Source organism: Erythrobacter sp. JB1-15, assembly GCF_057365035.1.
Genome location: NZ_CP200295.1, coordinates 3,131,634 through 3,153,836, shown reverse-complemented (window position 1 = coordinate 3,153,836; position 22,203 = coordinate 3,131,634). Strand labels below are relative to the sequence as shown.

At 59.1% G+C, this 22,203-nt stretch carries 17 protein-coding genes and 1 pseudogene; 10 read left to right on the top strand and 8 right to left on the bottom strand.

The features are described from left to right. Nucleotides 1-22: 22 nt before the first annotated feature. Both AC0V6L_RS15190 and AC0V6L_RS15185 read right to left on the bottom strand, forming a co-directional pair. Nucleotides 23-508: a hypothetical protein gene (locus AC0V6L_RS15190; protein ID WP_486154992.1), complete on the bottom strand. Its 486-nt coding sequence runs from the start codon at nucleotides 506-508 to the stop codon at nucleotides 23-25. A gap of 205 nt (nucleotides 509-713) precedes the next feature. Next, nucleotides 714-2,033, bottom strand: a complete 1,320-nt coding sequence (locus AC0V6L_RS15185) for a cell wall hydrolase (RefSeq protein ID WP_486154991.1) — start codon at nucleotides 2,031-2,033, stop codon at nucleotides 714-716. Between the two features lie 369 nt (nucleotides 2,034-2,402). Between AC0V6L_RS15185 and AC0V6L_RS15180 the strand changes: the two genes are divergently transcribed. The 6 genes and pseudogenes from AC0V6L_RS15180 (at nucleotide 2,403) to uvrA (ending at nucleotide 10,746) form a co-directional block, all read left to right on the top strand. After that, nucleotides 2,403-3,215 carry an ABC transporter substrate-binding protein gene (locus AC0V6L_RS15180; protein WP_486154990.1) on the top strand — a complete coding sequence of 271 codons (813 nt, stop codon included), beginning with the start codon at nucleotides 2,403-2,405 and terminating at the stop codon, nucleotides 3,213-3,215. Beyond that, nucleotides 3,205-4,230: a FecCD family ABC transporter permease gene (locus tag AC0V6L_RS15175; RefSeq protein WP_486154989.1), complete on the top strand. Its 1,026-nt coding sequence runs from the start codon at nucleotides 3,205-3,207 to the stop codon at nucleotides 4,228-4,230. The genes AC0V6L_RS15180 and AC0V6L_RS15175 overlap by 11 nt, the downstream gene beginning before the upstream one ends. Then, complete coding sequence (locus AC0V6L_RS15170; protein ID WP_486154988.1) at nucleotides 4,227-5,003, top strand: ABC transporter ATP-binding protein; 777 nt, start codon at nucleotides 4,227-4,229, stop codon at nucleotides 5,001-5,003. Before AC0V6L_RS15175 ends, AC0V6L_RS15170 begins: the two co-directional genes overlap by 4 nt. Before the next feature lie 310 nt (nucleotides 5,004-5,313). Continuing rightward, nucleotides 5,314-5,760: a hypothetical protein gene (locus AC0V6L_RS15165; protein WP_486154987.1), complete on the top strand. Its 447-nt coding sequence runs from the start codon at nucleotides 5,314-5,316 to the stop codon at nucleotides 5,758-5,760. Next, nucleotides 5,717-7,456 carry a hypothetical protein gene (locus tag AC0V6L_RS15160; RefSeq protein ID WP_486154986.1) on the top strand — a complete coding sequence of 580 codons (1,740 nt, stop codon included), beginning with the start codon at nucleotides 5,717-5,719 and terminating at the stop codon, nucleotides 7,454-7,456. The genes AC0V6L_RS15165 and AC0V6L_RS15160 overlap by 44 nt, the downstream gene beginning before the upstream one ends. Before the next feature lie 264 nt (nucleotides 7,457-7,720). Then, a pseudogene (uvrA, locus tag AC0V6L_RS15155) lies at nucleotides 7,721-10,746 on the top strand (excinuclease ABC subunit UvrA). A 111-nt stretch (nucleotides 10,747-10,857) separates the two neighbouring features. Here the strand turns inward: uvrA and AC0V6L_RS15150 are convergent. Next, nucleotides 10,858-11,733, bottom strand: coding sequence for a hypothetical protein (locus AC0V6L_RS15150; protein ID WP_486154985.1), 876 nt, complete (start codon nucleotides 11,731-11,733; stop codon nucleotides 10,858-10,860). A gap of 747 nt (nucleotides 11,734-12,480) precedes the next feature. On the opposite strand from AC0V6L_RS15150, the gene AC0V6L_RS15145 reads away from it, so the two are divergent. Then, nucleotides 12,481-13,494 (top strand): hypothetical protein, encoded by a 1,014-nt coding sequence (locus AC0V6L_RS15145; RefSeq protein ID WP_486154984.1) that lies wholly within the window; start codon nucleotides 12,481-12,483, stop codon nucleotides 13,492-13,494. Here the strand turns inward: AC0V6L_RS15145 and AC0V6L_RS15140 are convergent. Next, nucleotides 13,430-14,242: an FkbM family methyltransferase gene (locus AC0V6L_RS15140; RefSeq protein WP_486154983.1), complete on the bottom strand. Its 813-nt coding sequence runs from the start codon at nucleotides 14,240-14,242 to the stop codon at nucleotides 13,430-13,432. The two genes, AC0V6L_RS15145 and AC0V6L_RS15140, sit on opposite strands and share 65 nt — an antisense overlap. 9 nt (nucleotides 14,243-14,251) lie before the next feature. Then, nucleotides 14,252-15,418, bottom strand: coding sequence for an O-antigen ligase family protein (locus AC0V6L_RS15135; protein WP_486154982.1), 1,167 nt, complete (start codon nucleotides 15,416-15,418; stop codon nucleotides 14,252-14,254). Between the two features lie 355 nt (nucleotides 15,419-15,773). Here AC0V6L_RS15135 and AC0V6L_RS15130 point away from each other — a divergent pair, with 355 nt between their 5' ends. Next, nucleotides 15,774-16,196: a hypothetical protein gene (locus AC0V6L_RS15130; protein ID WP_486154981.1), complete on the top strand. Its 423-nt coding sequence runs from the start codon at nucleotides 15,774-15,776 to the stop codon at nucleotides 16,194-16,196. Further along, the gene (locus AC0V6L_RS15125; protein ID WP_486154980.1) at nucleotides 16,193-16,567 is read left to right on the top strand and encodes a hypothetical protein; all 375 of its coding nucleotides are present in this window, start codon (nucleotides 16,193-16,195) and stop codon (nucleotides 16,565-16,567) included. Before AC0V6L_RS15130 ends, AC0V6L_RS15125 begins: the two co-directional genes overlap by 4 nt. Here AC0V6L_RS15125 and AC0V6L_RS15120 read toward each other — a convergent pair whose 3' ends face one another. Next, entirely contained in the window at nucleotides 16,568-17,101 is a 534-nt protein-coding gene (locus AC0V6L_RS15120; protein ID WP_486154979.1) for a septal ring lytic transglycosylase RlpA family protein, read from the bottom strand. A 1,092-nt stretch (nucleotides 17,102-18,193) separates the two neighbouring features. Then, a complete protein-coding gene (locus tag AC0V6L_RS15115; protein ID WP_486154978.1) occupies nucleotides 18,194-19,411 on the bottom strand; it encodes an argininosuccinate synthase in 1,218 nt (405 codons plus the stop codon). Between the two features lie 153 nt (nucleotides 19,412-19,564). On the opposite strand from AC0V6L_RS15115, the gene AC0V6L_RS15110 reads away from it, so the two are divergent. Next, the gene (locus AC0V6L_RS15110; RefSeq protein WP_486154977.1) at nucleotides 19,565-20,926 is read left to right on the top strand and encodes an acyltransferase family protein; all 1,362 of its coding nucleotides are present in this window, start codon (nucleotides 19,565-19,567) and stop codon (nucleotides 20,924-20,926) included. Nucleotides 20,927-20,935: 9 nt separating this feature from the next. On the opposite strand, the gene AC0V6L_RS15105 is transcribed toward AC0V6L_RS15110, so the two are convergent. Beyond that, entirely contained in the window at nucleotides 20,936-22,183 is a 1,248-nt protein-coding gene (locus AC0V6L_RS15105; protein WP_486154976.1) for a class I SAM-dependent methyltransferase, read from the bottom strand. Nucleotides 22,184-22,203 lie beyond the last annotated feature (20 nt).

The following is a 22,203-nucleotide window of genomic DNA, read 5'->3' as shown; positions in this document are numbered from 1 at the left end:
AAGAGCGCATGATATGAAGGGGTTAACCCGCATTTCCCGGTGGTACTTCGCGGGTTTCATCGTCGGAATTGGCCGGTTTCATTAACCTTTGGCCATTCGGGAGGCCGTTCGGGTGCGTATTTTGGGGCGCATCCGCGATCATCCGCCGGTCAAGCGCATAGGTGATCGCAGTCCACCAGTCATAGGCTTTGCGGTCGCCTTCGAAAAACGCCTGTTTTGCCCGGATGCGCGCCGCCCGTGCTGCGCCAAGGCCGTGCTGGCCAAAATGGCGCAGGGCTGCCTCGATCACTTTGTCTGACCCCGCATCCACAGGGATGGTTCCCGCGCCGGGTTTGCGCACCAGGCTTGACTTGCGATTATCATTGGCGGGTTTGCCCAGTTTGACCCGGTCATGTGTGCCGGGGTTCCTCGCGCTGCCAATCCGCTTGTCCGCCACTCCGCTCACCATGATGGGATGGCAAACCAAGATGCTGGGTTTGCCCTTTGCAGGAGCGAAATGAATGGTCATTTGGGGCGCTATCCGCGTTTGGCGCAGCACCTTTTCGCGGCGTTAGGGGCCGGGTGGGGGCGCAGAGCACAGGTGCTTGAAAATCAAGCCTTTGGATAGAGCCGAGCCCGCTAATATTTTGTGTGAAAACACAGTTACCAGATGCTTAAGTATAAGGCTTTTCGAGTTGAAAGGGCCTGCTGAAAGGGGCCGCTGAAAGGGACGCTTAATCCTGCTGGGGATCGGGCTTGTCGCCGGGGCGTTTCTTCCACTGTCCCGCATTGGTAAAATCTGATTTGACCGAGCCTGAGCCCTTTAACGCCGGATCAGACAGCTGTGTCTTGGGCGCTTTGGGTGTTGCTGCAGGAGCGGGCGGGGTGCCCGATGCGGCGGCACCTGGTGCAGGTGCATTTTCGGTAGCCGCAGGCGCGCCTTGGGTACCGGGTATGCCGGGTGCATAACCCGGCTCCGTCCCAGATACGATGCCTGCCGCCGTGCCCGAAGGACGCGGCGCTGTGCGGCCGCTTACAGCCGGTTCGACCCCGGCATAGCTGCCTGTAAAGGCCGCTTTCTCGCCCGAAGTGCCGCGATTGCGATAGAAGCGGTGCGCCCCAATTGTGCCGACATGATCGAGCGAGCTGGCCCAATAGGGATTAACCCAAAGCGTGTGGTAATGGGTCGCATGGCCAATCGGGGCATAAACGCTGCCAGACAAAGCTTCGGATGCCAATCTGCGCGCTCTATCCCAGCTTGTGCCGCGTGCCCGGCGTGACAGGCTGCCATCGCAGGTAAAGCTGAACTGGCACCCGGTGGAGCGCGTCGACCCTTCATAGACCACTCCGCAGACGCTGCCGGGCCAGCTTGGATGCGCAACGCGGTTCAGCACCACTTGCGCAACGGCGCGCTGGCCAGCCTCACGCTCGCTTGCCGCTTCGTACCAGATCGCCTGCGCCATACAGTCAAGCGCCCGCAAATGCGCAGGGCCCGTGCTGGAAGAAAAGAACGGCCGCGCCGCTGGCCCTGCATCAATCGCAGAGCCAAGCTGGCGCGCGCCTTCTGCGCCAGTGTCGAATGCATCGGTTGTGGGCAGAGCGAGCAATTTGTCCTTGGGCGGATCGCCCAGATAATAGAACGCTGATCCGGGAAAGCTTTGTCCGGGCCGCTCAAACGGCAATGCGGCCTTCACGATCTCGCGCGTGGCAAAATCATCATTGGCGGTTGGCGCATCGGCAGGCAGCGCGCCAAAATCACCCGGTGCGGCCATGGCAGGCACCGCGATGACCGCAGCGAGTAACAAAGCGCGTTTCTTGAAAGGCACCGCTTCGAATTGCTGACGCAAAGTGGGCAGCTGCGATGCGGCGCTATCGGTTGCGGTCCCAGAGGTAGGATTAGGAGCAGGCTTTGCAGGCTGCGCGTTTTCCTCAAGGCCCGCGTCATCCATTTCGCGTGTCGCCGCATCACCGGGCGCAGGCGCCACAAAGGGCCCTTTAAGCGGGGCGCTTTCGATCCCCAGATTGGCGCGTTCAAAGATGCGGGCTTTGGTCATTGCGTTTGAAAATTGGGGGCCGATAAACGGATTTGTGTGTCCTGAATTTGAAGTGTTGCTTGCACCCAGCGGCGCGCAGCTGCGCGTAGCGTGAAACCGGGCAGGCGCCGAGTTAACATATGCAACCTGTACAAAAAGCAAACAAGGCGCATCAGATTGTTAATTGGGTTTGGCGGACGGGGCGTTGTAAACTGAACCAGCTCTGCTTGCCTGTCAGCGTCACCATGCGTAACGCTGCGCCGCAACGTGACGGGATATCGAACTCAATCAGCGGCGCAATTCGGGTGGCGAAAGGCGATTGTCGCCCTTTTTGCGGGCCTTTTCGCGGCTTTTTTGGCGGCGTGCAGCCCGCCGCAAACCGCCGCGCCTGTGAGCAATGCGCCCGGCGATAGGCCCACAATCGTCAGCCTCAATCCGTGCCTTGATGCCATTCTCGTCGAACTTGCCGGTCCTGACCAAGTGCTTGCCCTGTCGCATTACAGCCGCGATCCCGCATCCAGCTCCATCGCGCCCGATATTGCCGCGCGCTACGGCGTAACAGGCGGAACGGCGGAGGAAATCCTCGCGCTCAATCCCGATCTGGTCGCAGCCAGCACCTTTATCGCGCCATCAACCAAGGCCGCTTTGGAGCAGCTGGGATTGCGCGTGGAAACCTTTGGCAGCCCGGCCAGCCTCAATGAAAGCCTCGCCCAGATTAAGCGGCTGGCGCAGCTTTCGGGGCAAACCCGTGCGGGCAAAGCGTTAGAGACACGCATCATGCGCGCGGTTCCGTCGTTCAGCGCGCAGCCGCGCGGCGATCCGTCGCAGGTTAGCGCGATGGTATGGCAACCGGGGCAGATCGTTGCGGGCGAAACATCGCTCGTATGGGAGCATCTGGCCCGGTTCGCGCTTGCCAATCATGCGGCGCAAATGGGGCTGGGTCAGGCCGATCACGTGACTTTGGAAGCCATATTGGCCAATCCGCCCGATCTGCTGCTGGTCGCGGGCGATGCTGCGGGGCAAACGCATCCGCTGCTTGACGGGCTTGATAACACCCGCATCGCCCGGTTTGAACCAGATCTGTTTTATTGCGGCGGCCCCAGCATGCCCAAAGCGTGGCAGCGGCTGGAGCAGATCAGGCTGGATTTCGCGCTCAACCCGCCCAGCCACGTTATCCATGATGAGGGCCGCCATGCGCACTAATGTGACGCTGTGCCTGATGCTCGGCCTGCTGCTGGCCGTGCTGGTGCCGCTGTCGCTGTTGGCGGGCAGAGTGTGGATTGATCCGTTCCATACCGGCGATAGCGGCGCGAATGCTGCGCTCATCCTGATGGAGCTGCGCCTGCCGCGCGCGGTGCTGGCTTTGACGCTGGGCGCAGGATTGGGAGCAGCAGGGGCCGCGATGCAGGGATATTTGCGCAATCCGCTGGCTGATCCGGGCCTGTTCGGCATTGCGCCGATGGCGGCATTGGGCGCGGTGATGTGGCTGTGGGCCGGAGCCGGAATTGCGGGCGGGGCTGTCTCGCTCCTCCCCGCCGGATGGGCCGCATACGGACTGCCCGCCTCTGCCTTGATCGGCGCGGCCACCGGTATGGCGCTGCTTGCCGCAATAGCGGGCCGCACATCATCGGGCGCGGGCGGCGGACTTGCGCTGTTTACACTCGCCGGATTGATGATCGCCAGCCTCGCAGGGGCGCTCACCGCGCTTGCCATAACGCTTGCGCCCAATGCCTTTGCGATGAGCCAGATCGTGCTGTGGCTCAACGGGGCTTTAACCGACAGATCCTGGGCCGAGGTCTGGATCGCCGCGCCCTTAACGCTGGCGGGCATCGCTGCGCTGATGCTGACGGGACGCGCGCTCGATGCGCTGACTTTGGGAGAGGATACCGCGCGCTCCATGGGCGTGAACCCTGCGCGCCTGCTTGTATTGCTGGTGCTGGGCGTGGGATTGACCGTGGGGGCAGGGGTCGCGGTGGCGGGCATTGTCGGGTTTGTCGGGCTGATCGTCCCGCATCTGGTGCGCCCGTTAACCGACCGTATGCCTTCCAGCCTGATCGTGCCCAGCGCGCTCGCAGGCGCAGCGCTCGTCCTGATTGCCGATTGCGCGGTGCGAGTGCTGCCTTTGGTGACAGAGCTGCGGCTGGGCATTGCTCTGTCGCTGATCGGCGCGCCGTTCTTCTTGTGGCTGCTGATCCGCATGCGCCGGGGGCAGTTATGACCGCGCCGCTTTCGGTCCAGGGCCTGTCGCTGATGCGCGGGGGTAAGCGCGTGCTGGAGGGTATCTCTGCCGAGTTCACCCCCGCCGCCATCACCGCGATTGTCGGCCCCAATGGCGCGGGCAAATCCTCGCTGTTGATGGCGTGTGCGGGGCTGCTTGAGCCTTCCGAAGGCGAGGTGCAATTTGGCGGCAAAGCGCTGCCCGATTATTCGGCGCAGGCCCGCGCGCGCGCGCTGGGATATTTGCCCCAATCAGCCGAGATTGCGTGGGATGTAACCGTCGATGCTCTGGTGAAGCTCGGCCGGATGCCGCATGGCGATGCGCGCTCACCTGCGGGAGCGGAGGCGGTTGAGGCCGCTTTAACCGCGCTCGATTGCGCAGATTTGCGCCGCCGCCGCGCGCATCAGCTATCGGGCGGAGAACGCGCGCGGGTTCTGCTCGCGCGGGTGCTGGCGGGCGAGCCGCAATTTATCCTCGCCGATGAACCGCTCGCCAGTCTTGATCTGGCGCACCAGCTCAATCTGCTCGCGCATCTCAAATCCTGCGCACACGGCGGGGCAGGGGATGGGGGCACGGGCGTCGTTATGGTGCTGCACGATCTGGCATTGGCGATGAACCATGCCGATCATGTGATTGTGCTTGGTGGGGGACGCCTCGCGATTGCCGGGCCGCCCGGTGCCGCATTGTCGCCGCAAATCATCGGTGATGTGTGGGGAGTAGAAGCGCAGTGGACCGGCGATCTAGGCGCGCGCGCTCTGATCGTTAAGGGATAGCGGGTTACCATTCCGGCCATCCCGCAATCGAGCGCACCGCAAGCGGGCAGAACCAGCGCGACGTGTCTAATTTCCGAAGGCCAATTCCGCCCGCAACCGGGCTCTTTAAACAGGTCTGAAGTACCTAAGGTGCGACCCGAAAGGCGACAGCAAAGACTCGCAAAGAGGACTAGGAGAGTACGGTTTTCTGCGGGTTTCACGACTTCAGGTTTTCTATAGGGCTTGCTGGGAGAGGCATGCGAAATATGCAAGTCTATGTGAAATTCTTGGCTGGTTTCCCTAACGTCAGATGCGATGCGGATTCTTCGCAATGACCCGGCAAAATGACCTCTTCAGCGATCTAGGCAGCAATCCGAGCGATGATGCGAATAATGATGCGCCCAATGGCACGGGCAACGATTCTAGCCGCCGCGATGCTGTAACCCGGCGATGGTTCGCGCTCACCCGCGAAACCCTGCCCGATCTGGCAAAGACACGCAGCTGGCCAATCAGCGCAGACCACTGCTTTATGCGCGTGCTGCTCGACAATGCCTGCGGGGGCAAGTGGCGCGATTTTGTAAAAGCGCCGGCCTACCGGAACGCGCCGCTGGAGCTGCTGGAGCGGGCGGTTGCTTTGGGCGAGGCCGTGGCGGCGGGCGAGGCGGATTTGCGGGAGCTGAATGCGAGGTCGCTGGGGTGGCGGGGGAAGGGGGGAAGCAGCGATAGCGATAGGTGTGCGCGTGGTTGGCGAGCGAGCCTTTGGCGAATTCTTGTATGAAAAGCGTTTAGGCCAAACCGCATTATTACCGACTGTTGCATATCGAGGGCAAAAGCGCGAAGGTACAGGAATGTCGATTGAAATCAGGTCGGAGAAAGAACTTGAGGAGTTTCTGAATGGCAAATCGCCTGATTGGGGAAAGGGGATTGCAATTCGTGCTGCCTTTCGGGTTCTGCCCTATTCTTTCGCACATGAGAGCATCCCTGATTCTGAAATGGAGGCTCGACTTGTCGTCGGTTTGTTCCGTGCACTGGCTAACTCGTTTGCGTCCGTTCGTCGAAAACCTGATCATTCAGTAGATCCGGACGCAGCTCACGCATTCGATTTTGCAAGAGGAAGGCTCTACGTGGGTCGCACCAAGGTTGTGCCTGCGGGTTACACCGATGCTGTGCATTCCATTACTACTGCCGCAAGGAGTGCAGCCTACCGAAGTCGTTCCTCAGCTTTGTCTGCGGTCAAGTACGCTGCTAAAACGTATAATGACGCAGCTGCAGCTGAACCTGAGTTTTGGCGAGCTTTGTCCAGCGACTGCGTTCTTCTGACGGATGGCGTAAAGCCAAAGGAACTAGTTGCTCGTTCTCTATGGCCAGAAAATCTGAATTGGTTTAAGAATAGTGAATGGTGGGCAAGAACAGCCCGTTGGCTTTCCCGCCCTGAAGAGGGCTTCGCGATCTGGCGCGAGTGGTATTTTGGCCGCATCGAAGGTCTTCCCCGCGCTTTTGCTGATTTCGACGATGAAGCTGACGAGCAATTCTACCGTTGGATCATCGAAAAAGAATACGATTGGTGGGACCGCGAACCGCGCGAAGTAAACGCAGAAATCAAAGCTAAAGTCGACAGCCTTCGTAAACCTGCAGAAGCCTCAGAACCCGAGCTACCCTCTGACGAAGAGCTGGAGCAGAACCAGCGCGCAGTTACCTTTGCACCGGCTGAGAACGGTCAGGTCGCATTGGATGTCCCACGTGATGTTAACCAAATCGACCGTTCACATGCAGCACAGGAAAGACACGCTGAGGCGCTGGAAGAGGCGCGAATGGCTTTGGGCGCAAGTCTGCCCAACGTGACGCAAGCCACTGATATAGAAAAGCCACTCGAGCGTTATCTTGATGCTTTGGGTGAAGGCATACACAGCGTCTCGCCAGCATTGCTTATCTCGCGTGGGGAAAAACTGCGCAGGCTGATCGCTTTGCGAAAAGATGAGTCCGGGTCTGCTGTTCCTTTTACCAACGCACAATCTGGTGCGTTGGAAGACTGGCTTACAGCGCATAATCTGCTCGTGGGGCTTGATCCCTACCTTTCGGGTATTGAACGGACAGCGCGCGGACCTGATGCGGTGCCCACCGTGCTTGATCTAGAAGCGCTCAAGTCTGTCATTCAGTCTTCGCAAACTGCCCAGATTCCCACTGCAGAAGCATCGCAAGCGCTTGATGAACTCACTGAAAATGTGCCTCCCGATGCAGCACCTGATGATCGCCGACTGATCCAAGCGACTGAGGGTTTGAAAAACCTTATTCGCGGTATTGGTTCTCTTCTCAAGAAGCACAAGTGGAAGGTCGCGGCTGGTGGCTTTGCCTTGGATCGCACATATAAAGCGGCCGAATGGGTTCAACGTAACATTGAATGGCTCCGCGAAGTTTTCGCGAACGAGCCCAGCATTCTTTCAATTCTTGAGAAGATCGCGTCATTGCCACTTTGAAGGCGCTCGTCATCCCGGCGCAGGCCGGGATCCATCTGCCGGTCGTATACTGGACCCCGGCTTTCGCCGGGGCGACGGTGAAGGATTGGTGAAATGAAATGGCCCGCATACAAGAACCATTGGCTGTTGGCCTCTACGCGCGATCGCTCTGCGCCCGGTCACTGACCTCGCCCATCAAAGAACATGTGGAGAACACCCGCCGATTGCGAGGTTGCACAAAACAGTCTCTAGACTCTTAGCAAGGCAATCCTCATTTGATTGCCCATGTCCCTAACCAAAATCTCCGTTCGTGGTGCCCGTGAGCATAATCTCAAAGGCATTGATATCGATCTTCCGCGCGATAGCCTCATTGTTGTGACGGGCCTGTCGGGCTCGGGCAAATCCTCTCTCGCGTTTGATACGATCTATGCTGAGGGGCAGCGGCGGTATGTGGAATCGCTTTCCGCTTATGCGCGGCAATTTCTGGAGATGATGCAAAAGCCCGATGTCGAGCATATTGACGGGCTTTCGCCGGCGATCTCCATCGAGCAGAAGACGACCAGCCGCAATCCGCGCTCTACTGTGGCGACGGTCACTGAGATTTACGATTACATGCGCCTGCTCTGGGCGAGGGTGGGCGTGCCCTATTCGCCTGCGACCGGCAAACCGATTGAGGCGCAAAGCGTCTCTCAAATGGTGGACCGGGTGATGGAGCTGCCTGAGGGCACGCGCGCCTATCTGCTTGCGCCAGTCGTGCGGGGGCGCAAAGGCGAATACCGCAAGGAAATGGCCGAATGGCAAAAGGCAGGCTTTACCCGCGTGCGGATTGATGGGGAGCTGTACCCAATCGAGGAAGCGCCCGCGCTCGATAAGAAATTCAAGCACGATATCGAGGTGGTGGTGGACAGGCTCGCGGTGAAAGCCGGGTTGGAGACGCGGCTGGCGGATTCCTTTGAGACAGCTTTGAAGCTGGCAGAGGGGCTGGCTTATGTGGATTTGGCGGATGGGACGGTGGCTGAGGCCATGGCCAAAAGCCAAAAAGCCGCTCGCCCTGAGCCTGTCGAAGGGTCGTCCTTCACTTCTGCCGACAGCTCCAAAAAGAAGGACGGTGCTTCGACAAGCTCAGCACGAGCGGAAAAGGGAGGAATCTCAAAGGCGCTGGAGTGCCAGAAAACCGGATCGTGTTTTCGGAGAAATTCGCCTGCCCGGTATCAGGCTTCACCATTGAAGAGATTGAACCGCGCCTGTTCTCCTTCAACTCGCCCCAGGGGGCGTGCCCGACCTGTGACGGGATTGGCGAAAAACAGCTGTTTGATGAGCAGCTGGTGGTGCCCAATGAAGCGCTGACTTTGAAACAGGGCGCGATTGCTCCGTGGGCGAAATCGAACCCGCCATCGCCTTATTACATGCAGGTGCTGACCTCGCTCGCTAAGGCCTATGATTTCACCGTGACGACCCCGTGGCGCGATCTGGAGCCGGATCAGCGCATGATTATTCTGCACGGCACTGGCGGGATGCCGGTGCAGCTGACGTTTAAGGATGGGCGCAAAAGCTACACCGTGAACAAGCCGTTCGAGGGCGTGATTGGCAATCTCAACCGGCGCATGATGCAAACCGAAAGCGCGTGGATGCAGGAGGAGCTGGGCAAGTTTCAAACCTCGCAGCCGTGTGAGGCGTGCGGGGGCAAGCGGCTGAATGAAAAGGCTTTGGCGGTGAAAATCCCGTCGGCCAATGGTCCCACCGACATCGCCGAACCCGTCAAGATGAGCGTCGCCGATGCAAAAGCGTGGTTCCTCGATCTCGACAACCATTTGAACGATCAGCAAAGCCAGATCGCCAAGGCCATTCTGAAAGAGATCAATGAGCGGCTGGGCTTTCTCGATAATGTCGGGCTCGATTACCTGAACCTTGACCGCACCAGCGGCACTTTGTCGGGCGGGGAAAGCCAGCGCATCAGGCTTGCGAGCCAGATTGGCAGCGGTTTGTCGGGCGTGCTCTATGTGCTCGATGAACCCAGCATCGGCCTGCACCAGCGCGACAATGACCGCCTGCTGGAAACATTGAAGCGCCTGCGCGATCTGGGCAACACTGTGATTGTGGTCGAGCATGACGAGGATGCGATCCGCCAAGCTGATCATGTGGTGGACCTTGGCCCCGGTGCCGGCGTTCGCGGGGGCGAGGTGGTAGCGCAGGGGACGCTCAAACAGATCCTGCGCTCCAAGAAATCGCTCACCGCCGATTATCTGACCGGGCGGCGGGAGATCGCAGTGCCCAAGGAGCGGCGCAAGGGCAATGGCCACCAGCTGACTGTCAAAGGCGCGGCCGCCAACAATCTCAACAATGTCACCGCCTCCATCCCGCTGGGCACATTCACCTGCATCACGGGCGTGTCAGGCTCGGGCAAATCCTCCTTCACCATCGACACGCTGTACGCCGCCGCCGCGCGCACACTCAACGGCGCGCGCATTATTGCAGGCAAGCATGAGGCGGTCACGGGCCTCGAATATTGCGACAAAGTGATCGAGATCGACCAGTCCCCCATTGGCCGCACCCCGCGCTCCAACCCCGCCACATACACCGGCGCGTTCACCAATATCCGCGACTGGTTCGCCGGCCTGCCCGAGGCCCAAGCGCGCGGATACAAGCCGGGGCGTTTCAGCTTTAACGTGAAAGGCGGCCGCTGCGAGAAATGCACGGGCGACGGGCTCATCAAGATCGAGATGCACTTCCTCCCTGATGTTTATGTAACCTGTGAGGAATGCGGCGGAAAGCGTTATAATCGCGAAACTTTGGAAGTGAAATTCAAAGGCCTCTCCATCGCCGATGTGCTCGATATGACGATTGAGGATGCGGAAGAGTTCTTCAAAGCCGTCCCCCCCATCCGCGATAAAATGCGGATGCTGAATGAGGTTGGGCTGGGCTATGTCAAAGTCGGTCAGCAAGCGACCACCCTGTCAGGCGGCGAAGCGCAGCGGGTGAAGCTGGCGAAGGAACTCGCGAAACGCTCCACCGGGCAGACGCTCTATATCCTCGATGAGCCAACCACCGGGCTTCACTTTGAAGATGTGCGCAAACTCCTCGAAGTGCTGCACAGGCTGGTCGATCAGGGCAATTCGGTCGTGGTGATCGAGCATAACCTTGATGTGATCAAAACCGCCGACTGGATCGTGGACCTTGGGCCAGAAGGCGGCGTGCGCGGCGGCGAGATTGTGGCTGAGGGCACACCGGAGGATGTGGCGAAGGTGAAGCGCAGCTTTACCGGGCAGTATCTGGCGCCGATGTTGGAGCGAGCGCGAGAAGCTGCCGAGTAGCGTCGGCCCCTTTGTCATGCTGAACGCGCTTCAGCATGACAGCCAGCCACGGGGTGCGAGGATCAAAGGTTATCCTGAAACACAATGAGGATGACGGATCGGAGCGAAACCTCAAGCCGCCGCTTTGCTGCCGATCGCATCGCCCAATTTGCTCTGAAGCCCGCGCGCATCATCGCATACCTCATCATCTTCGCCGCATGCCAAAAGCTCGACAAATTTCTCTGCATTGATGGCCACATCATCGGGGCCGATCTGGTCAAAGGGATCTTCCAGATGGGTTTGGATATTGTCCAATCCCGTCAGGATCACCGCAAATAAAACCGGCATCACATAAGTCAAAACGGGGGCCTGATACTCGATGGCACAAAACGCGAAAAACGGTCCATAGATCAGCGGTAAGAGCACAATGAAGACATCGCTGAATGCGCGCAAAGTGCGCGGTGTGCGGTATTGGTAGATGTGTTTGACGCTTTCAAACGCGACGATCATTTTGGAGACATATTGATTGCACCGGCTGCATTCTCCGCTTGCCAGCCCTTCGCTGCGCATCCGTTTTACAAAGCCGGAAAGGTCAGAAAATGCAGCGTAAACCGCGCGTTCTGTCTGCGGCATATCGACACGCTCGCTTTTGAACATCGCGCGGCATGACCGAAGCAATTCGGCCAAGGCGCGCTCGATATGGCGAAGGCGTTCTTCTTTTGCGCCGCTGCCGTCATCAGGCAGCCAATCGCGTGCAGCGAAATAGAGCGCGCGGCCATGCGCTTTGATCGTGCCGTAATCATCCAGCGCAGATTCTCGGCGCTTGTATGCGTGACCAATAGAAAACACGATCGGGAAGATCACCGCGGTCGAAATGATCGTGAGCGGATAATCGGCTACCAAATTGAGCCGCAGGCAGGCCCAAGTGGACGCAATTGCCAGAATGACGACAAGCAGCGATTTGATATTGATTACCAGCCCAATGCGGGAAAAGCGTTGCCAGAACATGGTAGTTGAGCCCCTGATTTAATGCCTTTTCTTCGGGCAATAGGAGCGGGAGTTTGATTTGTGGTTAACGCTTTGCCTTGGGTGGTTAGGTGTTTTGTAATGCCAACAAATCGCGCAGATCAGATCGGCACCCGAAAAACTTTCAAGCCATTCGCTTCGAGAGGCATTGGGCGGTGCAGTCTTAATGAGGAATGAGTGTATGGCATCGCACGGCTGTTAGCGCTCACTTATCGGCTCGCGGGGTGGCCTTTGGCCGTCTCCGCTTCGCTGCGACTCCTCGCTCCCCTCGCGCATGCCCCCTGCTTTCGCAGGGGCAGGTATCGCGGTTGGGGGTGGGTTTGGTTTGAAGGCCCTCCTTCGGCGCTCACCCCTTCCTCCGCGTCTCGCTTTCCTCTGCGCTCTCTGCGCGAAACCCCACCCATGCCGAGCCCATCACGCTGGCTCCCCGCCCTTCGGCAGGCTCAGGAGAGCCGTGCGCGGTGATGACGAAGAGGCGCGGATGACGCGGGGCCGGGGTGATGGCTTGGGTCAAAAACTCCGCGCGTCCTGAACTCGTCGAAGGGCTCGTCCTGAGCTTACCAACGGACTGTTCTTTCTTCTGCTCTTGGATCCTTAAAGAAGTGCGGTCCTTCGACAGGCTCAGGACGAGCGGGGTGGGGCCGCAGCTCGGCCTCTCACACCTCCCATTTTCCTACTCCCCCAAAACCGTATAACTGGTTCGGCTCCCAAACTTCCAAGGAGCCACAAATGTCCCACACACCCACATATCCCCCGCGCCACCGCGCGCCGTCTTTGCCGGCTTTGATTGAGGCGCTTCCTGAGGACACCGCTCGGCCGCAGCAGAGCCAGTTTACGCGGGCCCGGCAGGGGGTGTTTTTGATGAACCTGGCGGAGACGGGCGAAGTGCGGATTGCGGCGCGGGCGGCGTCTGTGTCGCATCAGACGATCTACCGCTTGCGGCGCACGTGCCGGGCGTTTCGCCTGGGCGTCGATGCAGCGCTGGTGATTGCGCGCGAGCGGGCGGAGGACTTGCTTGCCAGCCGCGCGATGCACGGGGTGGAGGAGCAGGTCTATTACCACGGCGAGGTTGTGGCGACGCGCAGGCGCTATGATGCGCGGCTGCTGCTGGCGCATCTCGCGCGGCTCGACAAGAAAGCGCAAAGCGAGGATGTCGCGCAGCTGGTAGGCGAATTTGACGCGGTGGTCTCGGCGTTTGAGGGCGCCAATGACGGCAACAGCGACGGGCAGAGTGAGGGCACGTTGACAGGCGCGAGCGCCCGCGCGCGGCGGGAGCGTGAGAGCGTGGAGCTGGACCTTACCGAGATTGTGCTGCCCACATGCGCTGACAGCGCGGCCGTTGCGGCGCAGAACGAGGCGAATGACGGAGGCGGTGAGGGAGGCCCTGAGAGGGGCGGGAATTTACCTTTAGGACAGTGTAACATGCGGTCCATGTCTCGGGCCATGTCTCATGAGACTGACGGTTCGGAGGACGCTGAGGAAGAGGCGGATACAGGCCCCGGATCGCTGGAGGCGCGGCTGTCCGCCATGGAAGCGGCCCGCCCCGAAGACGCCATGCGCCCCGCTCAGCGCGCGACCAGCACCGAGCGGACAGATGCGATAGAATGGGCTGAATTGCTCGCCTTTGAAGCGGGTGAGCGCGAGTGGTGGAAAGCCGAACCTGGCGCTGAGGAGGCCTCTAGCTCAGCAGATCGCGCAGATCAGGACGCGACTTGTGAACCGCCACATAGTTACAGAAACTGAACTCCTCCATCGTCCAGCTGTACTTGCGAAAGTCGACATTGCGGGGGAAGACCTTGCCAATCCAGTAGTCAGGCAGCAGCTCGTAGTAATCGCGGATGATGAACTTGGACCCGGTGTTGAACGCGCCAAACTCGAACTGGAGCGCTGCGACCCCTCCTTTGGCAATCAGGCGTTTCGCCCCCTGGATGACTTTGAACTCATGCCCTTCAATGTCGATCTTGAGGAAGTCGATGGCGTCAATCGAATGGGTGTCGCAATAGGTGTCTAACGTGCTGATATCGGCTGTGAACTTGACCGAATGATGCTCTGGGTGACGCTTGGAATAGGATGTGAGCTGGTTGTTGTCGGGGTAGTAGTACATGTCCATCGTGCCGGCCTGGTCGGACAAGCCGTAAGGGTGGAGGAGCACGCGCTTGTCAGCGATGGCGGGAGCAAGATTGGCGGCGAACTCGGCGGCGGTTTCAGGAGCAACTTCGAAAGCGTGCACAGTGGCTGATGGGAAAGCGGCAAGCGCGGCGCGGGTGTATTCGCCGACATTGGCGCCCACGTCGAACACGGTGGTGAGATTGGCAGGAGAAAGGCGTTTGAGCAGGTCTGCCTCGCCGTTCTCATGGAACTCAGACCCGCGGTTGTTGACCGCATCATCGATGAAGGTCGCAGCCTTGTGCATGGCGCGCACAGGCAAGGCGGTGCGGTTGGATGCGATGGTTCGAAAGACGCTGCGTTTGGCTGTGCCGAGAATGCCCATAGGTGCCCCCTATCGCCGGGATGGCGCTTGAATGGTGGCCTTGCCCGCGCTGCGCATCCCCATGGCGAGCACGGCAAAGCCGATGATGGTGGAGAAGTGCATGGTCTCAAAACCGATGACCTCAAATTGCAGCTTCATGGAGAAGAAGATGACGATTGCAGCGGCCATGACAAGCGGGATTGCGGGGCTGAGCAGAGCGCGCAGGAAGACGCGCAGCGCGGCATACAGCCAAACACCGACGAACAGCGCGAGGCCGACCCAGCCGGTGTGCACGCGGATCTCCATGAAGGTGTTGTGGAAGTTGAAGCCCATCCGGGTTGAGATGCCCATCATGCGCCACAGATGCTCTGCATCAAGGTTGCCGTGCAGCCAGAACGCGTTGTACCCGATGCCCAGCACCGGGGCATCGCGCATGATGGTGCGGCCATGCGCCCACAGGTCCACCCGGCCAGTCAGCCCGCGGTCTTTGCCGCTGGCATCAAGGAACAGGTCGAACAGCGGAGGCAGCCAGAAGTCCATGGTTGCAATCGCGCCAAGCACGACCAGCACGGCGGCAATGAGAATGCCCGAACGCGCCTGGATCTCAAGCCTGCGCGAGGCGAGAAACGCGATGAGGCACCCAGCGGCAAGCGCGGTGGAGACAAGCGCAGAGGTTGCCTTGGCCATGTACAGGTTGAGCGCGAGGATCGGCATCAGCGCTGCGCAGAACGCGGCAAGCACCCAGCGCCGCTCGATCGTGAACAGCGCGCCTGCTGCAACCGTCGAGATGACAGCAAGCCCGGTGAAGTCGCCAAACGAGTTCTTGGACCCTGCAAGGCCGGCAAAGGCATCGCCAGCGCCATCGCCCCAGTGGACCATGCGGCCAAAGGCGAGGCTCATAATGGAGTAGAAAGCGAAAGCTGCGAACATGCCAATGACGAAGGAGCGCGCGCGCATGCCGCCGCCCAGCATCACGCCAGCGATGACGGTCAGCGTGTAGACTGCGCCGTAATAGAGCGTGGTGGATGGCACAGGCGACCAGGCCGCCGAAAGCGTGACAAAGGCGGGCAGGGCAAGCAGCGGCCAGCACTGCGCGACCATGGGGTAGAGCCGCTCCCACCGCAGCGCCGCGAACGATCCGATGCACGCGATGATGACAAGCGGGGTCAGCGATCCGATCTGGAGGTTGAACAGCACCGCGGCAATGACAGCCGCGACCAGACAGGTGTCGATGATGGGCCATTGGCGATCGATTGCAAACTGCGCCTTGTCAGCCGACCGCTGAGGCGCAATCGCCCTTCGCTGGGCTGTGGGATGGCGAGTGGCGATTGCGGTAGGCTCCTGAAAGCACGCGTGAAATGCAGCCTTTCGCGTGCGGTTTGGGTGGGTGCTTCTCTGGTTAACACATGTCCCATGCTTGCGCGCTGATTGCCAGTCAAAACTGCAACCTTGGTCTGACGTGGGACAGCGAGCGAACTGTCCGTTTGCATCCGCACTGAAGCATACTGCGTAGCTTGGCGCGTGGGATAAGCGACAACTGGAGACACTGATTATGGCTTTCCTACTCCCCTCCCGAACGCATATAGGGATTGCATTGGCAGGCGCGATTACAACCGCGGTAATCGCAGCGCCGATAGCATCCGCTGCGATTTCATCGAATGTCTACATCGATGCGCGCGAGACTTTCGTGCTTGGCGGAAAACAGCCTGGCGCATTCACCGTCAAAGGCGAGAACAAAGGCGATGTTGGTGTTGAGGTCTATGCCGCACAAGATGGGCAAAGCACGCTGGTGACGACAATCGCTCCGGGAGACACATTCAAAGCCGGATTTGCACAAGGAGAAGCGGCATGGCTGCGCAACACGTCGGCAACCACCCGAGCGCATGTGCGTGTTCGGATCGCGGGCACGACCAGCAATCTGGGAATGGGCTATCAGGAGTGGAACTCTCCGAAAAACGAAGAAAGCGTACAATGAGAAAACTGAGCTTGGCGCTTACCGCCATATCGCTTGTCATAGCCATTCCCGTTCAAGCGGGCATATCCAAAAACAGCAATGTGCCCGCCGGGGCCGCGCTGGTCATTGGAGGCGAAACGCCCAAACGAATCGACGTGGATGGTCAAAATCGCAGCTCTGTGCCGATAGACATGCTGGTTGAAAGCACAGCGGAAGATGGCGCGATTACCCGCCGGTTAGTCCGCACTCTCGCCCCGCGAGAGCGCTTCGTCCAATATATCCGTAAGGATGAAGCGGTGGTGTTTCGCAACACGTCGGGCACGGCGCGCGCGACCGTTTACTGGCATGTCAGCGGCTATTCGAAGCAAGCCAATCCGCGCATTGAGATGTGACTAACGAACAATCTCAAGCTTTACCCGCGCATGCCCGCGCGAAATCATGCCGAGCTTCTCGGCCGCGCCGCGTGACAGATCAATCGTGCGCCCTCTGATAAACGGTCCGCGATCATTGATCCGCACGATAACAGCGCGGCCATTGCTGGGATTGGTGACGCGGACCTTGGTACCAAATGGCAGCGTCTTGTGCGCCGCGGTCATAGCCCGCATGTTGAACCGTTCACCATTGGCGGTCAGGCGGCCGTGAAAGCGCCGCCCGTAATAGGAGGCAACCCCTGTGCCAAGGCTGCGAACGACCCGGCCACCCAAAACGGGCGCGCGCTTTTCGCGCTTGGGCTTGAAAGTTGAGAGGTCCACCGCGTCCGCCGGAATGCGCAGATCGGTCGCGGTATCGTCGTTATAGGGCGCGAAACTGTCGGTGAAAGAGGGCGAGGCGCCTGGGGCCCTACCAGAGGCTTGGTCCTGCATTGCTTGAGCAGGCGCAGCGGTGAAGCCAAAGGCAAGACCAAAGACAAGAGGTGCGCACAGCATTGCCGCCTTGGCGGCGCGAACCAAGCGCACACGCCGCAATGCGTCTGGCAAGCCAGGCAAATAGCGTTTTCCTACTCCCATCGCGCACGGTATAGGCAGGCGCGGTCGGAGGTTGCAATCGCCCGCGCGCTCATACGGGACACAATGCATACGGCCTGAGGCAAAAAGACCATAATTGTTGCATAGGGTACCGTTGGCAAAGCAGGATCGCATAGAGAAAGGAGCGGCGATTCTCAATACGCCTGTTTGCAAGGTTGCAATAGCGGCCCCAAAAGCAAATGGGGCCGGCATTGCTGCCGACCCCACTCTCACCAGCGCGTGGTCGCTTCGGGTCCGCTCCTTTGCCAGCAAGCTGGCTTGGGTGCTTCGCCATTGAAGTGCACTTGGCGCCCGGCGTATCTGCCTGACGCGTCGCTCCCGGGGGAGTAACTGGCGTCAGGTTTCCTCACCGGCGCTCGCACCGGCATCCGGCTTTTCTGGTCAAGTTCGGTCTCGTCTCATTCCAGCCGAAGCTGTCATAATTCGTCCGTCTCTTATCCTTCAAACCGAGGTCAAATCGCTTATGCGTCTGCTCTTTCAAACGGTTGCTGTTCTGGTTTGACCCAGCGCTGGTTTGACCCAGCAAAGCCCCCTCAATCGCCGACAAGCGTTTTGGCCTTAACGGTGATACACTTCGCGCTATCCTCAAACGATCCGTCTTAATTCGAGCATCAGTTCCGAAAAACCTCAGCTGTCGTTAATCCGACTCTCGAACAGTGCGTGGACAGTAACCACCGTATTCTTAATTCAAAGTCATCCAAATCAATCAAGGTCTTGCAACCGACTGTTTCGAACTCTTTTGCCTCAAGAACAGTTGTAGACTGCGCTTGGAATCGGATTTGGACAAGCCTCGAAAACGCAAGTTGTCCACTTTTGGCAGAATCGCTTGTGGAGGAGAGTGGACAACTGAACGGCTTATCGCAAATGGGTTTGGCGAGCGGCGTTCTTCGCCAGAGCGTTCACTCTGTTGGGAATGAAATGGCCAGTACCGCTTTTCGAAACTTGCGTTGGTCAGCGCAAAGGTGTCGCAGGCATCGCCGCGACTCGAAAAACTCAGCCGCGATCGCGCTGGGCGAGCAGTTTGAGCCGCAGGGCGTTCAATTTGATGAACCCTTCCGCATCGTGTTGATCGTATGCGCCGGCATCGTCCTCAAAAGTCACATGCGCCTCGGAATAAAGCGACTGGTCCGATTTGCGCCCGACAATGCCGGCAACGCCTTTGCAGAGTTTGAGGCGCACTGTGCCGCTCACTTGGGCCTGCGACCGGTCAATCGCGGCTTGCAGCATCTCGCGTTCAGGCGCGAACCAGAAGCCGTTGTAGATCAGCTGCGCATATTTGGGCATCAGCTCGTCTTTGAGGTGGGCAGCCCCGCCATCCAGCGTGATCTGCTCAATCCCGCGATGCGCGCGCGCATAGATTTCACCGCCTGGTGTTTCGTACATGCCGCGCGACTTCATCCCGACAAAGCGGTTTTCAACGAGATCAAGCCGCCCAATCCCATGCTTGCGGCCGAGCTCATTGAGAGCGGTCAAAAGCTGTGCTGGCGACATCGCTGTGCCGTTCAAAGAGACGCCATCACCGCGCTCAAAGCCGATCTCGATATACTCAGGCGTGTTGGGGGCATCTTCTGGGTGATCGGTGCGCGAATAGACATAATCAGGGGTCTCTTCCCACGGATCTTCGAGCACTTTGCCCTCAGACGAGGTGTGCAGCAGGTTAGCATCGGTGGAAAACGGTGCCTCGCCGCGCTTGTCCTGCGGAACGGCGATCTGATGCGCTTCGGCCCATTCGATCAGCGCGGTGCGGCTGGTCAAATCCCATTCGCGCCAAGGAGCGATCACTTTGATCGACGGGTCAAGCGCATAGGCGGAAAGCTCAAAGCGGACCTGATCATTGCCTTTACCTGTAGCCCCGTGCGCAATCGCATCCGCGCCCGTTTCATGCGCAATCTCAACCAAACGCTTGGAGATGAGCGGGCGCGCGATCGAGGTGCCGAGCAGATAATCGCCTTCATACCGGGCATTGGCGCGCATCATCGGAAAAACGAAATCGCGCACGAACTCTTCGCGCAGATCCTCGATAAAGATGTGCTTATCAGGAATGCCCATGGCGCGAGCCTTGTCGCGCGCTGGCTCAATCTCTTCGCCCTGGCCGAGATCGGCAGTGAATGTCACGACTTCCAATCCGCGCTCGACGCTCAACCACTTGGCGATAACCGAGGTATCAAGACCGCCCGAATAGGCGAGAACGACGCGCTTGATGTCTGACATACCTAAAAACCTTGAAAGGGGAGAAAAACGGATGCGCAGCGCGGCTAGCAGGGGGAGAGCCAGCGGCAACGGTTTCAGCGGTTTTGCGGCCAAAAGACTTGCGTAAGGGCTTAACCATTCCAAGATATGGAAGCGCATCAGGGGAGGCTGGCAATGCTGAAAATGTGGTCGAAAGCGCGCGAGCTGGCGCAAATGGCCCCGCCAGAGCGCAATCGCTGGGTTGATTTCCTGCGCGCTGTCTCGATTTTGGCGGTGGTGTTCGGGCACTGGCTCATGGCGGGGCTGTACGTCGATGAAACGGGCGCGTTGCAGCGCGGTGATCTGCTGTCGGTCGCCAATTGGACGCATTGGCTGACCTGGGCTTTTCAGGTGATGCCGGTGTTCTTTCTGGTCGGCGGCTATTCGAACGGGGTCAGCTGGGACGCTACCTTGCGTAAAGCTGAACCGGGCCAGACAGGTGTCTATCGCGACTGGCTAGCGAGCCGCGTGCAGCGGCTGATCGCGCCGACTTTTCCGGTGCTGCTTTTGTGGGCTGTGCTGGCGGTTGTGATGACGCAGGTTGGGCTTGATCGCCAGCAAATCCGCGACGCGACAGAGGCTGCCTTGATCCCTGTCTGGTTCCTTGCGGTGTATCTGCTGGTCACTGCCTGTACCCCGCTCACTCGCAAAGCGTGGGACCGGTTCGGCTGGCTGAGTTTCGCCGTCTATATTCCTATTGCAGTGGCGGTCGATTGGCTGACATTCACCGCAGGTTGGCCGTACATCAACTTCACCAATTTCATGTGGGTGTTTTTGGCCATCCATCAGCTGGGTTATGCTTGGCGCGATGGACGATTTGACAATCGCGGCTTTGCGTTTGCGTGGTTCGGTCTGAGCGCCGCGGCACTGGTTTCGATCACTGTATACGGTTTCTATCCTGTCTCGATGGTGTCTGCACCCGGCGGTTTCTCCAATTCGCTGCCGCCAACTCTCGCGCTGTTTGCTTTGGGGGCGGCGCAGGTTGGTCTGGTGCTGGCATTGGAGCCATTGGGCAGGAAAATGCTAGACAATCTGACCGTTTGGACCGCGACTGTCCTGATGAATGGCATGATCATGACCGTCTATCTGTGGCACCTCACTGCGTTTGTTCTGGTAATGACAGTGGTGTGGCTCGGATTTGGCGGGGCGGGTCTCGACAGCGTTCCTGGCACCGGGGAATGGTGGGCAACGCGCCCGATCTGGCTCGGCATCTACATTCTTGCACTGCTGCCAATGATAGCGATTTTCGCCCGACATGAGCGCACTTTTACCGCGATCAGAGGCGGGCGGACTGTGCCCAAAGTGCGCGTGGTTCTTGGTGTGCTGCTCATCTGCGCAGGCCTTGCCGCAACCGCAGGCGTTACGATTGCCAGCCCAGACAGCTGGACCGGCATCCGCCTTTCAGTTGTGGCAGCGCCTCTTATTGGGGCAGCTTTGTTAGGGTTTGGGCCAGCCTATCGCTCAAGCCAAAAAGGCGAGGCACCCAAGAGCAATTAAGGCTGACCGCTATTTGGCGAGCAACCGCTTTTCCTCCGCCTCGATATAGCCGCGCGTTATCGGCAAAGCATGGCGGCTGCGCGCGAACTGGATTTGGTAATTGCACATGCTGCCATATTCAAAAACGGTCGCAGCGCCGGCCAGATAGAACGTCCACATGCGGAAAAATCGCTCGTCATACATGGCGATCATCTGATCTTTGTTCGCCATACAATTGGCATACCAGCAGCGCAGGGTTTTGCCGTAATGCAGCCTTAGCGTTTCGACATCGGTCGCGATCAGACGGAATTTCTCTGACGAGGCAACCGTTTCGGAAAGCGCGGGGATATAGCCGCCGGGAAAGATGTATTTGCGGGTAAAGGCATCGGTTGATCCCGGCGATCCCATCCGCCCGATGGTGTGAAGCAGCATGGTGCCATCATCGCGCAGCAGGTTTGCGCAGGCTTCAAAGAAAGCATCGAATTGCGGCTGGCCGACATGCTCAAACATGCCCACCGAGACAATCCGATCAAACTTGCGCCCGGCAGCAGCAAAGTCGCGATAATCGACGAGTTCAATGCTCACCTTATCGGCAAGGCCCGCATCGCGCACCTTTTGGCGGGCAAGATCCGCTTGTTCTTCGGACAAGGTGATCCCAGTGACATTCACATCGTAGTTTTGGGCAAGAAAGATCGACATGCCGCCCCATCCGCACCCAATGTCCAGAATGCTGTTGCCGGGCCGAACAGCTAACTTTGCCGCGATATGCGCAAGTTTTGCCGTTTGCGCCTCGCCAAGAGTTTTGACGCCATCAGGCCAATAACCGCAGCTATACTGCCAATGCTCAGGATCGAGCATCAGGGCGTAAAACTCGTTGCCGATATCATAGTGGTGCGCAACGTTATTTTTGGAGGATACGCGGTTGTTGACCCGTTCGATTGCAAAGCTTGCTTTACCTATGAGCCGCCGCGAGAGGCTGGGCGGGCCGATATCGCCGCCTTTGTCCCATGCATTGTTTGCGCGCAGCAATGTGACGAGGCCCATGACATCGCCTTCCTCAATCACCAGTCGCCCATCCATAAAAGCCTCGGCAGCACCAAGGCGCGGGTCCATGATGATATCGCGCGGCACTTTCCCATCGGTTAGACGTAGGACGATTTCGGGAAAGCCTTTGGCTGGTTCGCCAAATGTTTCTGCGCTGCCATCGGCAAATACAACGCCCAATCGCCCCTGCTTCACGCCAGAGGACAGAAATCGCCTTAGAAGGGCCTTGCTCATACTTGTCTCCTGAATCTGTC

Bases quoted from the DNA above. Each gene is read 5' to 3' on its own strand.
- AC0V6L_RS15190 (WP_486154992.1), bottom strand. From the start codon at position 508: ATGACCATTCATTTCGCTCCTGCAAAGGGCAAACCCAGCATCTTGGTT.
- AC0V6L_RS15185 (WP_486154991.1), bottom strand. From the start codon at position 2,033: ATGACCAAAGCCCGCATCTTTGAACGCGCCAATCTGGGGATCGAAAGC.
- AC0V6L_RS15175 (WP_486154989.1), top strand. From the start codon at position 3,205: ATGCGCACTAATGTGACGCTGTGCCTGATGCTCGGCCTGCTGCTGGCC.
- AC0V6L_RS15170 (WP_486154988.1), top strand. From the start codon at position 4,227: ATGACCGCGCCGCTTTCGGTCCAGGGCCTGTCGCTGATGCGCGGGGGT.
- AC0V6L_RS15165 (WP_486154987.1), top strand. From the start codon at position 5,314: ATGACCCGGCAAAATGACCTCTTCAGCGATCTAGGCAGCAATCCGAGC.
- AC0V6L_RS15150 (WP_486154985.1), bottom strand. From the start codon at position 11,733: ATGTTCTGGCAACGCTTTTCCCGCATTGGGCTGGTAATCAATATCAAA.
- AC0V6L_RS15145 (WP_486154984.1), top strand. From the start codon at position 12,481: ATGTCCCACACACCCACATATCCCCCGCGCCACCGCGCGCCGTCTTTG.
- AC0V6L_RS15140 (WP_486154983.1), bottom strand. From the start codon at position 14,242: ATGGGCATTCTCGGCACAGCCAAACGCAGCGTCTTTCGAACCATCGCA.
- AC0V6L_RS15130 (WP_486154981.1), top strand. From the start codon at position 15,774: ATGGCTTTCCTACTCCCCTCCCGAACGCATATAGGGATTGCATTGGCA.
- AC0V6L_RS15125 (WP_486154980.1), top strand. From the start codon at position 16,193: ATGAGAAAACTGAGCTTGGCGCTTACCGCCATATCGCTTGTCATAGCC.
- AC0V6L_RS15120 (WP_486154979.1), bottom strand. From the start codon at position 17,101: ATGCTGTGCGCACCTCTTGTCTTTGGTCTTGCCTTTGGCTTCACCGCT.
- AC0V6L_RS15115 (WP_486154978.1), bottom strand. From the start codon at position 19,411: ATGTCAGACATCAAGCGCGTCGTTCTCGCCTATTCGGGCGGTCTTGAT.
- AC0V6L_RS15110 (WP_486154977.1), top strand. From the start codon at position 19,565: ATGCTGAAAATGTGGTCGAAAGCGCGCGAGCTGGCGCAAATGGCCCCG.
- AC0V6L_RS15105 (WP_486154976.1), bottom strand. From the start codon at position 22,183: ATGAGCAAGGCCCTTCTAAGGCGATTTCTGTCCTCTGGCGTGAAGCAG.